Annotated in this window: 12 protein-coding genes; 8 read left to right on the top strand and 4 right to left on the bottom strand. The window is 64.9% G+C overall.

Features of this window, described 5'->3' with window-relative positions:
• Position 1: 1 nt before the first annotated feature.
• The 3 genes from glcF (at position 2) to OCX61_RS09910 (ending at position 3945) form a co-directional block, all read left to right on the top strand.
• Positions 2-1237 carry a glycolate oxidase subunit GlcF gene (glcF, locus tag OCX61_RS09920; RefSeq protein ID WP_261943622.1) on the top strand — a complete coding sequence of 412 codons (1236 nt, stop codon included), beginning with the start codon at positions 2-4 and terminating at the stop codon, positions 1235-1237.
• Positions 1230-1628 (top strand): heme-binding protein, encoded by a 399-nt coding sequence (locus OCX61_RS09915; RefSeq protein ID WP_261943621.1) that lies wholly within the window; start codon positions 1230-1232, stop codon positions 1626-1628. The genes glcF and OCX61_RS09915 overlap by 8 nt, the downstream gene beginning before the upstream one ends.
• Positions 1629-1776: 148 nt before the next feature.
• Positions 1777-3945 (top strand): malate synthase G, encoded by a 2169-nt coding sequence (locus OCX61_RS09910; RefSeq protein ID WP_261943620.1) that lies wholly within the window; start codon positions 1777-1779, stop codon positions 3943-3945.
• Positions 3946-4192: 247 nt separating this feature from the next.
• Here OCX61_RS09910 and OCX61_RS09905 read toward each other — a convergent pair whose 3' ends face one another.
• A complete protein-coding gene (locus tag OCX61_RS09905) occupies positions 4193-4774 on the bottom strand; it encodes a flavin reductase family protein (RefSeq protein ID WP_261943619.1) in 582 nt (193 codons plus the stop codon).
• Positions 4775-4945: 171 nt separating this feature from the next.
• Between OCX61_RS09905 and OCX61_RS09900 the strand changes: the two genes are divergently transcribed.
• Complete coding sequence (locus tag OCX61_RS09900; RefSeq protein WP_261943618.1) at positions 4946-5284, top strand: hypothetical protein; 339 nt, start codon at positions 4946-4948, stop codon at positions 5282-5284.
• A 39-nt stretch (positions 5285-5323) separates the two neighbouring features.
• Positions 5324-6757: a MocR-like pyridoxine biosynthesis transcription factor PdxR gene (pdxR, locus tag OCX61_RS09895; protein WP_261943617.1), complete on the top strand. Its 1434-nt coding sequence runs from the start codon at positions 5324-5326 to the stop codon at positions 6755-6757.
• On the opposite strand, the gene OCX61_RS09890 is transcribed toward pdxR, so the two are convergent.
• On the bottom strand, positions 6750-7946 hold the full coding sequence (locus tag OCX61_RS09890) for a cyanate transporter (protein WP_261943616.1): 1197 nt from the start codon (positions 7944-7946) through the stop codon (positions 6750-6752). The two genes, pdxR and OCX61_RS09890, sit on opposite strands and share 8 nt — an antisense overlap.
• Before the next feature lie 201 nt (positions 7947-8147).
• Here OCX61_RS09890 and OCX61_RS09885 point away from each other — a divergent pair, with 201 nt between their 5' ends.
• Positions 8148-8585: a carboxymuconolactone decarboxylase family protein gene (locus OCX61_RS09885; RefSeq protein WP_261944291.1), complete on the top strand. Its 438-nt coding sequence runs from the start codon at positions 8148-8150 to the stop codon at positions 8583-8585.
• Between the two features lie 98 nt (positions 8586-8683).
• Here OCX61_RS09885 and OCX61_RS09880 read toward each other — a convergent pair whose 3' ends face one another.
• Both OCX61_RS09880 and OCX61_RS09875 read right to left on the bottom strand, forming a co-directional pair.
• Positions 8684-9409 (bottom strand): hypothetical protein, encoded by a 726-nt coding sequence (locus tag OCX61_RS09880; RefSeq protein ID WP_261943615.1) that lies wholly within the window; start codon positions 9407-9409, stop codon positions 8684-8686.
• A gap of 79 nt (positions 9410-9488) precedes the next feature.
• A complete protein-coding gene (locus OCX61_RS09875; protein WP_261943614.1) occupies positions 9489-10232 on the bottom strand; it encodes a sulfite exporter TauE/SafE family protein in 744 nt (247 codons plus the stop codon).
• 132 nt (positions 10233-10364) lie between these two features.
• Between OCX61_RS09875 and OCX61_RS09870 the strand changes: the two genes are divergently transcribed.
• Both OCX61_RS09870 and OCX61_RS09865 read left to right on the top strand, forming a co-directional pair.
• Positions 10365-10988, top strand: a complete 624-nt coding sequence (locus OCX61_RS09870) for a glutathione S-transferase family protein (RefSeq protein ID WP_261943613.1) — start codon at positions 10365-10367, stop codon at positions 10986-10988.
• Positions 10989-11094: 106 nt separating this feature from the next.
• Positions 11095-13926: an RHS repeat-associated core domain-containing protein gene (locus tag OCX61_RS09865; protein WP_261943612.1), complete on the top strand. Its 2832-nt coding sequence runs from the start codon at positions 11095-11097 to the stop codon at positions 13924-13926.
• The last annotated feature ends 17 nt before the right edge of the window (positions 13927-13943 follow it).

Raw genomic sequence — 13943 nt, 5'->3', positions numbered from 1 at the left:
CATGCAAACCAACCTGAGCGAAAGCGCCAAGCGCCTGGCCCGCGGCGAAGAAGCCGAAAGCATCCTGCGTTCGTGCGTGCACTGCGGTTTCTGCACGGCCACCTGCCCGACCTACCAGTTGCTCGGCGACGAACTGGACGGGCCTCGTGGGCGCATCTACCTGATCAAGCAGGTACTCGAAGGGGCACCGGTCACCGCCAGCACGCAGCTGCACCTTGACCGCTGCCTGACCTGCCGCAACTGCGAAACCACCTGCCCTTCAGGGGTGAAGTACCACGATCTGCTGGACATCGGCCGCGCCGTGGTCGAGCAACAGGTACCACGCCCGCTCGGCCAGCGCCTGCTGCGCCAGGGCCTGCGTGCGGTGGTGCCGCGCCCGGCGCTGTTCAAGGCCCTGACCCGCACCGGCCAGGCCCTGCGGCCGGTGCTGCCGGCCAGCCTCAAGAACAAGCTGCCGGCCCAGGTGGCGCCGGCCGGCAAACGGCCCGCGCCCCGCCATGCCCGGCGCATCCTGCTGCTCGAAGGCTGCGTGCAGGCCGCCTTGTCGCCCAACACCAATGCCGCCACCGCGCGCCTGCTCGACCGCCTGGGGATCAGCGTGGAACCGGCCTACGAGGCCGGCTGCTGTGGCGCGGTGGATTACCACCTCAATGCCCAGGAACAGGGCCTGCAACGCGCGCGGCGCAATATCGATGCCTGGTGGCCTGCCATCGAGGCGGGTGCAGAGGCCATAGTGCAGACCGCCAGTGGTTGCGGTGCCTTTGTGCGCGAATACGGCCATCTGCTGGAAAAAGACCCGCACTACGCCGCCAAGGCTGCACGGGTCAGTGCACTGTCGCGGGACCTGGTCGAAGTGCTGCGCGACGAGCCGGTCGAGCAGCTCGGCGTGTGCGCCGAACAGCGCCTGGCCTTCCATTGCCCGTGCACCCTGCAGCATGCGCTCAAGCTCGGCGGCCAGGTGGAAAGCCTGCTGACGCGCCTGGGCTTCACCCTCACCCCGGTGCCGGACGGCCACTTGTGCTGTGGCTCGGCCGGCACCTATTCACTGACCCAGCCCACGTTGTCGCGGCAACTGCGCGACAACCGCCTGAACGCACTGGAAAGCGGCAACCCGCAAATCATCGCCACTGCCAACATTGGTTGCCAGACCCACCTCGACGGGGCCGGGCGCACGCCAGTGCGGCACTGGATCGAAATCGTCGAAGCAGCCTTGAACCAGGAGAACAGCCATGCATAGCAAGTCCGTGATCGGCCAGGCAGAAGTGAGCTGCCTGCTCGCTGCCGCCCGCCAGGAAGCCCAGGCGCAACAGTGGAACGTGACCATCGCCGTGGTCGACGACGGCGGCCACCCGCTGGCCCTGGAGCGCATGGACGGCTGCGCACCGTCCAGCGCCTACATCGCCATGGAAAAGGCCCGCAGCGCTGCACTGGGGCGCAAGGAGACCCGTGACTTCGAACAGATGGTCAATGGCGGGCGCACCGCCTTCGTTACCGCGCCACTGCTGACCAGCTTGGAAGGTGGCGTGCCGCTGCGGGTCGATGGCCAGGTGGTGGGTGCCATCGGCGTGTCCGGGGTCAAGCCCGAACAGGATGCCCAGGTGGCCAAGGCGGGCGTCGCAGCCCTTTGAACCGGCGCCGGCCTCTTCGCGGGCAAGCCCGCTCCCACAGGGACCGCACCGGTTTGAAAGGTGCGCAGTACCTGTAGGAGCGGCTTCAGCCGCGAAGAGGCCCGCACAAGTGGCACATCTTCTAAACCTCAACAGCGAGCGAGAAAAAATGCCCCACCCACTCAAGGTCGACCCGACCCTGCAACGCTTCATCGAGGATGAAGTGCTGCCCGGCACCGCCATCGACGCCGCCAGCTTCTGGCAAGGCTTCAGTACCCTGGTCCACGACCTCGCCCCGCGTAACCGTGAATTGCTCGCCGAACGCGACCGCCTGCAAACCGAACTGGACCGCTGGCACAGCGCGAACCCAGGCCCGATCAGCGACATGCCCGCCTACCAGGCTTTCCTGCGCAGCATCGGCTACCTCGTTGAAACCCCGCAGCAGGTGCGCATCAGCACCACCCAGGTCGACCGCGAAATCGCCGAACAGGCCGGCCCGCAGTTGGTGGTCCCGCTGAGCAATGCCCGCTACGCGCTGAACGCCGCCAATGCCCGCTGGGGCTCGCTGTACGACGCGCTGTACGGTACCGACGCCATTGCCGACAGCGACGGCGCCCAGCGCGGCCAAGGCTACAACCCAGTGCGCGGCGCCAAGGTGATCGCGTTCGGCCGGGACTTTCTCGACCGTTCGGCACCGCTTGCGGGCGCTTCACACGCTGACGCCCAGGCCTACGTGATCAACCAGGGCACACTGCAGGTACGCTTGAGCGATGGCCGCCAGGTTGGCCTCGAAGACACTGCGCAATTGCGCGGCTATCAAGGCGAACCCGGCCAGCCAACGGCCATTGTGCTGCAACACCATCGCCTGCACTTCGAAATCCAGATCGACCCGGCCAGCACCATCGGCAAAGCCGACCGCGCCGGGGTCAAGGACATCCTCGTCGAAGCCGCGCTGACCACCATCATCGACTGCGAAGACTCGGTGGCTGCGGTGGACGCCGAAGACAAGGTGAATGTCTATCGCAACTGGCTGGGCCTGATGAAGGGCGACCTCAGCGAGCAGGTGAACAAGGGTGGCAAGACCTTCACCCGCGCGCTCGCCAAGGACCGCGAGTACCACGGTGCCGATGGCGGGCAATTGACCCTGCCAGGGCGTTCGCTGCTGTTCATCCGCAACGTCGGCCACCTGATGACCAACCCGGCGATCCACGACCGCGATGGCCGGGAAATCCCCGAAGGCATCCTCGACGCCGTGGTCACCAGCCTGATCGGCCTGCACGACCTCAAGCGCCGCGGCAACTCCCGCGAAGGCAGCCTGTACATCGTCAAGCCAAAGATGCACGGCCCGGCCGAAGTCGCCTTCGCCGACCAGCTGTTCAGTCGTGTCGAGGACCTGCTGGGCCTGCCGCGGCACACCCTGAAGATGGGCATCATGGATGAAGAGCGGCGCACCAGCGTCAACCTGGCGGCCTGTATCGCCAGCGCGGCGGCGCGGGTGGTGTTCATCAACACCGGTTTCCTCGACCGCACTGGCGACGAGATGCACAGCGCCATGGAGGCCGGCGCCATGCTGCGCAAGGGCGACATGAAAGGCAGCGCCTGGATCCAGGCCTACGAACGCAGCAACGTGCTGGTCGGCCTGGCCTGCGGCCTGCGCGGCAAGGCGCAGATCGGCAAGGGCATGTGGGCCATGCCCGACCTGATGGCGGCCATGCTCGAACAGAAGATCGCCCAGCCCCGCGCCGGCGCCAACACCGCCTGGGTGCCCTCGCCCACTGCCGCGACCTTGCACGCCTTGCACTATCACCAGGTGGACGTGCCTGCTGTGCAGGCACAACTGGAAAAGGTCGATCTGGGCGCCGAGCGCGAACCGTTGCTGCACGACCTGCTGAGCATCCCGGTGAGCCCGGACCGGCCCTGGAGTGCGGACGAAATCCAGGCCGAGCTGGACAACAACTGCCAGGGCATCCTGGGCTATGTGGTGCGCTGGGTCGAGCAAGGGGTGGGTTGCTCGAAGGTGCCGGACATCCACGACGTCGGGCTAATGGAAGACCGCGCCACCTTGCGCATCTCGGCCCAGCACATCGCCAACTGGCTGCACCACGGGGTGGTTGGCAGTGACCAGGTCGAAGCGACCTTGCAGCGCATGGCCAAGGTGGTGGACCAGCAGAATGCCGGCGATCCGGCGTACCGGCCGATGGCTGAGAACTACGCAGGTTCCTATGCGTTCCGTGCGGCGCGGGAGCTGGTGTTCAAGGGCCGTGAGCAACCCAGCGGGTACACCGAGCCGTTGCTGCATGGCTGGCGGTTGAAATTCAAGCAGGAGGTTCGACAGTAAGGCCCATTCGCGGGCACGCCCGCTCCTATGGGATTCACACCAGCATCCAGGCGTGAGCTGTACTGGTGGGAGCCGCGCTTGCCGGCGATGGGCCGCGAAGCGGCCCCACGATTTCAAGGTTGTTGCATAAATTGCCGGGGCCGCTCTGCGGCCCATCGCCGGCAAGCGCGGCTCCCACAGTGGTCGCGCCAGCCTTTAACATTTGAGCAAGACAGTGACTCCCCGGAATGGGGCGGCACAGGTACTGTCAATCCTTCTGTTCCACCACCACCGGCTCGCCAATCGCATAGAAATGCCCACCCGCCACGTAGTGCAGGCTACGCCACTGCGGGTCGGCATTCTCATAAGCCCAGTGCCCATCACGGAACACCCGGTCATCCGCCCAGGCCGCCACCACTTCACCAATGAACAGGTCATAGGTGCTCTGGTTATGCGGCTCGTCGATCACCCGGCACATCAGCCAGGCCGAACACCCCTGGACCAGTGGCGCCGCATACCCCTCCACCCGCGCCAGCTCGACGCCGATGCTGGCCAGCTTGTCCGGCTGGTCGAACAGGCTGCGGGTACCCACCTGGTGGGTCAGCTGCGCCTGGGCGGCGGTCGGCACCTGGATCACGAACCAGCCACTGCCCTCGACCAGTTGCCGGGTGCGGGCGATCTTGTCCAATACCACGGTGACCTTGGGCGGGTCGAAGTCCAGCGCACAGGCCCAGGCGGCGGCCATGATGTTGTCCACGCCAGCATGGCTGGCCGACACCAGCACAGTCGGCCCATGGTTGAGCAGGCGGTAGGCCTTTTGCAGGTCGACGGCTTGGAAGTGGCGGTTCATCGGTGTCCTCGCTGAGCACAGAAATCAGGCCAAGAATTGTGCCGCATCAATACAGCACAAGCACCCTCCTAGTGACTTCAGAAAATTCCTACATCCTTTTTTAAAGCGTCTTACTTGTCGCCGTGGGCCGGTGAAAACAAGATCGAGACTGCGACCCAGAGGAGGCAGCGCATGCACCCAGATACCCGCACCACCGCCGAACTGCGCAGTGCCCTGCGCGAACTGCTAGCCCACGACGTCAGCAACCCGGACCACGACCCGCACTTGTCAGGGGTGCTGTTCTTCTGCGCCACCGACGAGCGCACCCGGCAACTGGTCGAACGCATCGAGCTGCTGGCCAGCGAAATCTTCTTTAACCCATGCGGGCGCGCCATCAGCCACCAGATGCGCGCCATCCGCGTCAAAGGGGTATGCATAAAGCAGAAGCGCAAGGCCCCTGCGGATGAAACAGTGATACGCATTGACCTGCACGACAAGGGCTACATCACGGTAAGCACCGCAAGGCTCTGATCCGCTATCCTCAGCACTCCCGTGTTTCGGATTGTGATCATGGAACTGCATATCCGCCTGGACGGCCGCAAAGGCCTGGCCGACCAGCTGTATCAGCAGCTACGTGCCGGCATCGACAGCGGCCACCTGGCCGCCGGCACGCAACTGCCGCCGACCCGGCTGCTGGCCGAGCAACTGGGCGTGTCGCGCAAGACCGTGGCCGAAGCCTATTCACGGCTGACCTACGACAACCTGCTCAGCGGCGTAGTCGGCCGTGGCACGTTCATCACCCCGCGCCAACCGCTGCACAGCCGTGAAACGCAAGCCGTGCCCCTGGCCGCTGCCGCCTCACTGCAGCGCTGGCAGCAGCGCGCCACCGTGCTCGCCAGGCGCGCCCAGGAAGCCCCTTCGCGTTATGACTTTGTCGGCGGCGCTTCGAGCAAGGCGCAGTTTCCCTTCGACCAGTGGCGCAGCTGCCTGAACTACGCCCTGCGCCGCAGCCAGCGGCATCCCGAGCGGCAGTTTGCCGCCCAGGGCCTGGCCGAACTGCGCGAGGCCATCGCCCACCATATCGCCTACGCCCGCGGCGTGCAGTGCACAGCAGCGGACGTGCTGGTGTGCAACGGCGCCCAGCAGGCCCTGGACCTGATTGCCCGGGTGCTGGTCGAGCCCGGCTGCCAGGTGGCCATGGAAGACCCCGGCTACCCGCCGGCACGCCAGCTGTTCCTGGCCCTGGGGGCAAAGCTGCAGTCTGTGCCGGTGGACGATGAGGGGATGTGCGTGTCGCACATCGCCGAGGGTACCCGGCTGATCTACGTGACCCCTTCGCACCAGTTTCCCCTCGGCATGCCAATGAGCGAGCAACGCCGCCATGCTTTGCTGGCACGGGCCGCCGAGCTTGGCGCGTTGATCATCGAGGACGACTACGACTGCGAGTTCCGCTACCAGGGCCCGGCCGCCGACGCCCTGCAGCGCCTCGACCGGCAAGGGCTGGTGGCGTATGTCGGGACCTTTTCCAAGACCTTGCTGCCGGAACTGCGCCTGGGTTACGCGGTGCTGCCACCGGCGGTGCTCAGCGCCGCCTGCGTGGCCAAGCACCTGAGTGACTGGCATAGCCCGACCTTGCTGCAGTGGGCGCTGGCGCGGTTCATTGGCGAGGGCCACCTGAACAAGCATATCCGCCGCTGCCACGACATCTACAGCGCCCGCCGCACGCGCATCCTCGCGCGGCTGGACGGCGACCTGGCGCCCTGGTTCAGCGCCGTGCCCGCCAGCGCCGGGTTCCACCTGAGCGCCCTGGCGCGGCCGGGGGTGGATGTCGAGCTGCTGGCCAACCTCGCGCGCAAGGTGGAGGTCGGCCTGTATTCACTGGCGCCGTTCTTCAACGAAGCACCCGTACGCCCCGGATTGCTGCTGGGCTTCGGCGCCATCGACCTGCTGGATATCGACCCGGCGCTGGACCGGGTCCGCGATACCCTGCAACGCCTCAGTTGACCAATGCTGCCTGGCTCCCCTGCCTTGGCCGGGCGATGGCGGCGGCATAGCCGCGCGGGGCGAAGCAGGCGGTTACCAGCAGCATCGCCAGCACGGTGACGGTGAGCAACGTCCACGAGGCCTGGAAGTCGCCGCTGACATCGCGCAGCCAACCGGTGATGTACGGGATGATGCCGGTGATGATGAAGCCGATGCCCTGCACGAATGCCGCCAGGCTGCCGGCTTCAGCGGGCGTCTTGAGGTGCTCCAGGGTCAAGGTCAGGCTCAGGCTGAAACAGGCGCCCAGGCCAAAACCGATCATCGCTACCCAAAAGCCCATGGCCAGGTTCGGCGCCAGCAACAAGCCGAGGAAGCCCGCCAGCTGGATCGACAGCGCCAGCCACAAACCCGGACGACGGTCGGCAACACCGCGCAGCAACAGCGGCAGGCCCAGGGCACCGCAGACCTGGAAGATCGTCATCATGCCCACCAGGTCGCCACCGCCCTGCGCCGTACCCCCATGTTCCAGGTGGTAGGCCGGCAGCCATGCCACCATGCTGGTATAGCCGCCATTGATCAGGCCGAAATACAGCGCCAGCAACCAGGCCCGGCGCGTGCCGAACCAGTGCCCACCGGTGGCGCCGGCCAGCTGGGGTGCGCTTTGCCGAGGGCGCAACGCGGCCCAGGCCAGCACGGCCAGCACGGCCGGGATCGCCCACAAGCCAAGCCCGGCCTGCCAGTGGCCAAAGTGCCCGCTGAGATGCGGGCCGAGCACGGCTGCCAGGCCACCGCCACTCATCAGCGCCGCCGAGTACAGGCCCATGGCTCCGGCCAGGCGGCTGGGGAACCAGCGATTGACCAGGCCCGGCATCATGCCCTGCACCACCGCCACGCCCAGCCCAGCCAGTACCGCGCTGGCGATAAGCGCCCAGGCGCTGTCCAGTTGCAGCCGCCACAGGCAGGCCAAGGCAATGGCACCAAGGCCACCGAGCATGCCACCGTGTTCGCTGATCCAGCGTCGCAGCCAGGGCTGCAACAGCGGCACCAGGCCCATGCACAGCACCGGCAACGCCGTCAGCAGCGCCGCCTGCTGGTAGCCCAGCCCGGTGCTGGCGCGCATCGGCTCGAGCAACGGGCCGATGCTGGTCAGGATCGGTCTCAGGTTCATTGCCAGCAAGATCACCAGCAACAGGTTCAACGCCGCTCTCATCACGAATCGATACTCCCAAGCAAGACCCGGTCATTATCCTGTCCAGGCAGTCAGGGTAGAAATGAAGAGATTGGATGCAGGTCAGTGGCCACCTTAATGGCCCGATTGGCCTCCCGGCAAAGCGCGCGATTGGCTATCGGGGCAATGGTCGGCGGGCGCTAAGGTAGTGCCATGTCCACCACACATTCCCTGGAGCACAGCATGAACAACCGTATCGAATGGGCCAAATACTCGCCGGAAGCCTACAAGGCCATGATCGGCCTGGAGCAGGCCCTGGCCAAGAGCGGCCTGGAAAACTCACTGCTGGAACTGGTGCGCCTGCGGGCTTCGCAGATCAACGGCTGCGCCTATTGCGTGAACATGCATGCCAATGATGCGCGCAAGGCCGGCGAAACCGAAGCGCGCTTGCAGACCCTGTGCGTCTGGCAGGAAACGAATTACTTCACGCCGCGTGAACGTGCCGCCCTGGCCTGGGTGGAATGCCTGACCCGGCTGCCCGAGCGTGGCGCCCCGCAAGCTGAATACGAAGCGCTGCAGCAGCACTTCGAGCCGGCCGAGGTGGCCAACCTGACCTTGGCCATTGCCACCATCAATGCCTGGAACCGGTTTGGTGTGGGGTTTGCCATGGTTCCGGCCTGATTGAGCGAATGGGTCGGGCTGGAGATTTGCAGCGCCTGTGAGATCGAGCGCCGCCCGCGCGGCGCTCGATCTCACAAACACTGCAAACGCAGAGCCGATCACATCACAGTCCGCCGCCGCGCCAGGCAGGCATACCCCATCCCCAGCAGGCCAAGCAACAATACCCCGAGCAGCGCCACCAACTCGCGGCTGTAGCGCGCCACCAGCGCCGGGAACCCGGTGAACTGGCGAGAAACCCGCACATCCGCCTCGCCACCGGCAAAACTGACACCGATGCCGCCCTGGCGAATCTGCGAATAGTCGGCATCGAAGTAGACCCAGACCCTGCACGCCCCGCCCTGCTCGATGACCGGTATCTCCACCTGCGCCGTCGCCGCCTCGTAAAGCGTGTCGTTGCCTGCCGCATCACGCACCTGCACCAGGCCCCTGGCCGGCAGGCGGACCTTCACCTCACGCACATCGCTGTCACCACGGTTGTGCAGGTCGATGAGCAAGCCCGTGCGGTGATCCACCAACCCGGCTTCGAAGGGTTTGGCGAACAGCTGGGCATAAGGTGCCTGGGCCAGTTCGACCAGCTTGTCGACCTGATATTGGCTCAACGCACCGCCGCTGATGTTGTTGATGCGAGGCTGCAACTGCTCGTACTTGAGTTGCTCGTTGGCCTTGCTGATACGTTCGCTGAACTGGCTGGGATACGTGAGGTAAGCATAGGTCAGGGTCGCCTCGAGCCGAGGCGAGTCCTTGAGCAGCACGTAGGCCACCAGCAAGACCATCAGGCCAAGCAGCATGGCTACCAGGCGTTTGCCGACTTTGTCCCAACTCAACGGTGCGGTTCCTTCTGTTTCGGCGCGCAAGATCGATGCGGCGCAAAGGGTGCCAAGTTCAGCGTCGCCAGGCAAGCGCTCAACGGCTCAACAATGCCGGTAACGACGCCATCAGCATGGCCACCCCGGAGGCCGTCAGCAAACCCAGCACCACCCGGCGAAAGGCCAGCTCGCTGATCCCCAGGTACACCCGTGTACCCAGCAGCGCCGGCAACGCCATGGCCAGCAGCACCACGCCGAATGAGGGCAGCATGTCGCGGGTCACTACCCCGGTGCCGAGGTAGGTGAGCATGGTCACCAGCAGCATCGACAGGTTGAAGTTCTGGATCACCGCGCGCTGGGTGTCGCGCTCGAAGCCGCGCAAGGTACACCACAGTGTAGGCACTGTGCCGGTAAAGCCACCGATCCCGCCCAACGCCCCGCCCACCAGGCCCACCGCGCCATCGGCCAGGCGATTGCCCGGCAGCCGTGGCAGGCGCGGCGCCACCAGCATCAGCGGGCACCATAGCACCAGCAGGGTGCCGAACACGGCCTTGAACCAAAGCATGTCCAGGTAAGGCAGCACCCACACCCCCAGCGGGATACCTGCCAGGCCGCCGAGCACGAACGGCCACAGCAAGGCCCAACTGAAGCCGCGGCGAACGCTGAACACGGCGATGAGCTGGCCGGTGAGGCTGCCGAACACGGTCAGCGACGCCGCCAGCCGCGGCTCCAGGCCCCAGGCCCAGAACGACATGGCGACCATGCCGAAGGCAAAGCCGGAAAGACCCTGGACGAAACCGGCGACAATGGCGCCGAGGGCGATGAGGTAGAAGGCATCCATGGGGTGATGTGAGCCAGGCTTGAACGGCGTTCCACCTTGCCAGAGACGGGGGCGAATGTCTGCACCAGGTCGAGCTTGACTGGCGCCGTGCCGTCGTCGACGATCGGCGCTCAGCCAATCAAGGAAGACAGCATGTTACGCATACTGGGCAGGGCCTCTTCGATCAACGTGCGCAAGGTGCTGTGGGCCTGCGCCGAATTCAACATTCCCTTCGAACGCGAAGACTGGGGCAGCGGCTTCCGGCCCACCGACGCGGCCGAATTCCTTGCGCTCAACCCCAACGCCATGGTCCCGGTGATTCAGGACGGTGACTTCACGCTATGGGAATCCAACAGCATCATTCGCTACCTGGCCAACCGCTACGGCGCCCCGGCCCTGTACCCCGCCGAAGCCCAGGCACGGGCCCGTGTCGATCAGTGGATCGATTGGCAGGCCTCGGACCTGAATCGCGCCTGGAGCTACCCGTTCATGTCACTGGTGCGCCAGTCGCCTGCGCACCAGGATGCCAACGCCCTGGCCGCCGGGTGCGCCGAGTGGGCCCGTTACATGAGCATCCTCGAACAACAGCTGGCCGTCACCGGCGCCTTCGTTGCCGGCGAACACTTCACCCTGGCCGACATCCCCATCGGCCTGTCGGTGCAGCGCTGGTTCGCTACGCCGCTGAACCACCCAGGCCTGCCTGCCGTGAGTGCGTACTACGAGCTCCTCAGCCAACGCCCGGGCTATCTTGCTCACGGGCGCAATGGCCTGCCTTGAGCAGGCCTGCACTGCGAGAACTGGTATTTTTGCCAGGTGCGTGAGCCAGGGCACGGCATTAGACTCATGACCTTGTAGCAGGCACAGCCCCCAGCGGAGACTGCCGATGCACAAGGCTGCACGCGTCGCCCTTCATGCGAACACGCCCAGTCTGGCTGTCCGGTCCAGCGCCGACAGCCCGTTGCTTGCCCTGCGCCTGTTGCGCCACCCCGATGAGCCGCAGGCCCGGTTGCTGCGCACACGTACCGAGGCAGACCTGCTGACACGTAAGACCTGGGTGTTCGGTGCCCGCCCTCTCAGAGCAGCCCCGGCAGCGCCGCTGCTGCCCGACGCCACTACGGTCAGCAGCCTCGACGGCCAGACGCTGGAACGACACACAGCTGATGGCGATACCACCCTGGAACTCAAGGACAGCGCCGGGCGCTTGCTGTGGGCGCAGAATGCCCAAGGCACTCGCAACTGGTACCTGTATGAAATCGCCGCTGAAGGTGGTCGGCCACTCGCAACTTTCGAACAACCAGCCGGTGGCATGCCGCGCCAGCGCGAACGCATGCTGCACGCACAAGCGACTTCCGCCGAGCGTGACCGCAACCTGGCGGGTGGCATCATCGAACAGTTCGACAATGCCGGGTACCTGCGCACCCGCTCACGATCGTTGACCGATCAGGTGCTGGAAACCGAACGGCGCCTGTTACAGGTCGAAGCACAGCTGCCGGACTGGGCAGGCGGCAGCGAAAGCGAACTGGAACCCTCCCCCCTGCGCATGACCGCTTGCCACGACGCCACCGGTGCCGCGCTGACCAGCACCAATTCTACGCACGTCACCGTGCTGACAGCCTATGACATCAGCGGTGCGGTAAGCGAAACCCGGCTGCGCCGAGGCACTGCTCAGGCCGTGGCATTCAGCGCCGTGCAGCGCCGGGCCGACGGTGCGCTGCTATCGCAGACCGCAGGTAACGGCGTGGTCGACACCTATGCCTACTCACCCACCACGAATCGCATTGCCCGTCACCGGACTTCACGCCCAGCCGGGCACCCGCTGGGCGCGCTGGTGATCTGCGACCTGCACTACCACTACGACCCTGTGGGCAACATTCAGGTCCTGGATGATCGCGGTGCCGCCCCGGTTTGGCACGGCAACCAGCAGGTCAGCGGCCGGCGTGAATTTGCGTACGACACCCTGTACCGCCTGGTGCACGCCACTGGCCGCGAGCGCGCTACCGTGGGCAGTTTCTGGGCACCGGCGTTCAGTGCCGCCGACCGCCAGGGTGGCAGGGTCTGGAGCCAATACAGCGAGCGCTACACCTACGACGACGGCGACAACCTGACCGCCCTCAATCACATTCACAACGGTGACGTGGGCGCAAGAAGCCGCAAGCTCATCGTTGCAACCCAGAGCAACCGGGCATTGGCGCAAGACAATGGCCTACAGCCGGGAACTGGCTTCCTCGCCGGTGGCCTGCAGAAACAGCTGGGCGCTGGCAGGCCGTTGGCGTGGCAGGCGGACAATCAACTGCGTGAGGTATGCCTGGTCGGCCGCTCAGCTGGCGAGGTCGACGACATTGAGCATTATCACTACGCCGACGGCAGTACCCGTACGCGCAAGATCACCTCGGTGAAAAAGGGAAACAGCAGGCAGATGACCGTCACGACCTATCTGCAGAACGTTGAGATACGCCAACGCCTAAACGTCGGCCAGCCGCTGCCGCAGAAGGACGTCGCAATCAGCGAAGCTGCTGGCCTGCGTTGGGTGCATGATCGGCTGAGCGATGAAATCCATTTGCGTTATGCATTCAGCGATCATCTGGGCAGCGTCGGTGGGGAAACCGATCGTGATGGGATACTGGTTACGCGTGAAGAATATGCGCCGTTCGGGGAAACCACTGGGCTGGATGAGGACATCTCGGAAGCCGGTGGCCTGATTCAGCGAAGCTGGCGCTATTCGGGCAAGGAGCTGGACGCGTCCGGGCTCTACTACTACGGCTGGCGCTATTACCAGCCAGGGCTGGCCCGTTGGTTGAGCGCGGATCCGGGCGGGCTGGTGGACGGCCCCAACCTGTTTCGGATGGTCAGGAACAACCCAGTCCTACTGCGAGACAGCCTGGGCATGGCACCGGGAGAATACAGTCCGGGAGATTTCCAAGAGCCGGTGACAGAGGGCGCTGGCACATCGAACAACGCGGTGACTCCCTTTGAATGGATCCGTCGCATCCTCTCCATTTTCCTCGGCATCGCAGCGTTGGTTCTCACCAATCTTCCATTCATCATCAGGACTTACCAAGTTGCCACAAAAAATGGCACCGAGCGATTTTCCCCAAGCCGTCTGGGCAATGCACTCAACAGACATCTACGCACGCGACACGGAGCAGTACAGCGATTGCAGGCAGTGGGCGATATTGTCGAGCAAGGACTAGGCATAACCGGACTGATATTGGCCGTCAACGGTGATATGACGCAAGCAACGTACACCTTGACGGCCTCGACAGCACTCTCGTTTGTCATGAAATTGATCACTACAGTCAATCAGCTGCTGAATTACAGGGAAGACCCCAGCATGCTTAGCGACATTCCGATGGCAAGTCAAAGGTCGGTCAACTTAAATCCCAGGTCCAGCTCGCCGGACGTCATTGCGCTGGTGAATGTGCAGACAGTGGGCTCAAATGTAGAATCGCCCACTGAGCCCGGCCCGCAAAGGGAAAGTGAGCTTGTGCACAACGACGGCGAAACCGCATCGAGCAGCTCACCGGCCCGCACAGAAAACGACAGTCCATCTGAAGGTCCCTCGGCCAATCAAGTACCCACGAACTCTGGCGCACTTCGCAGAAGCGCCAGCGCCCCCAATTATCGAGCCCGCAGACATGAGCTCCCCCGCAACGTTGCGTCCAAAACCTTGTCTTTAGAACGCAGGCGCTCACAAGCCAAGGATCGCCGACAGTAGATAGATCTGCGGTGTAG

Origin of the sequence: Pseudomonas sp. LRP2-20 (assembly GCF_024349685.1) — a bacterium.
Taxonomy (GTDB): domain Bacteria; phylum Pseudomonadota; class Gammaproteobacteria; order Pseudomonadales; family Pseudomonadaceae; genus Aquipseudomonas.
Note: the sequence above shows the minus strand (reverse complement) of the source record. Positions and strands in the feature narration are given on the sequence as shown.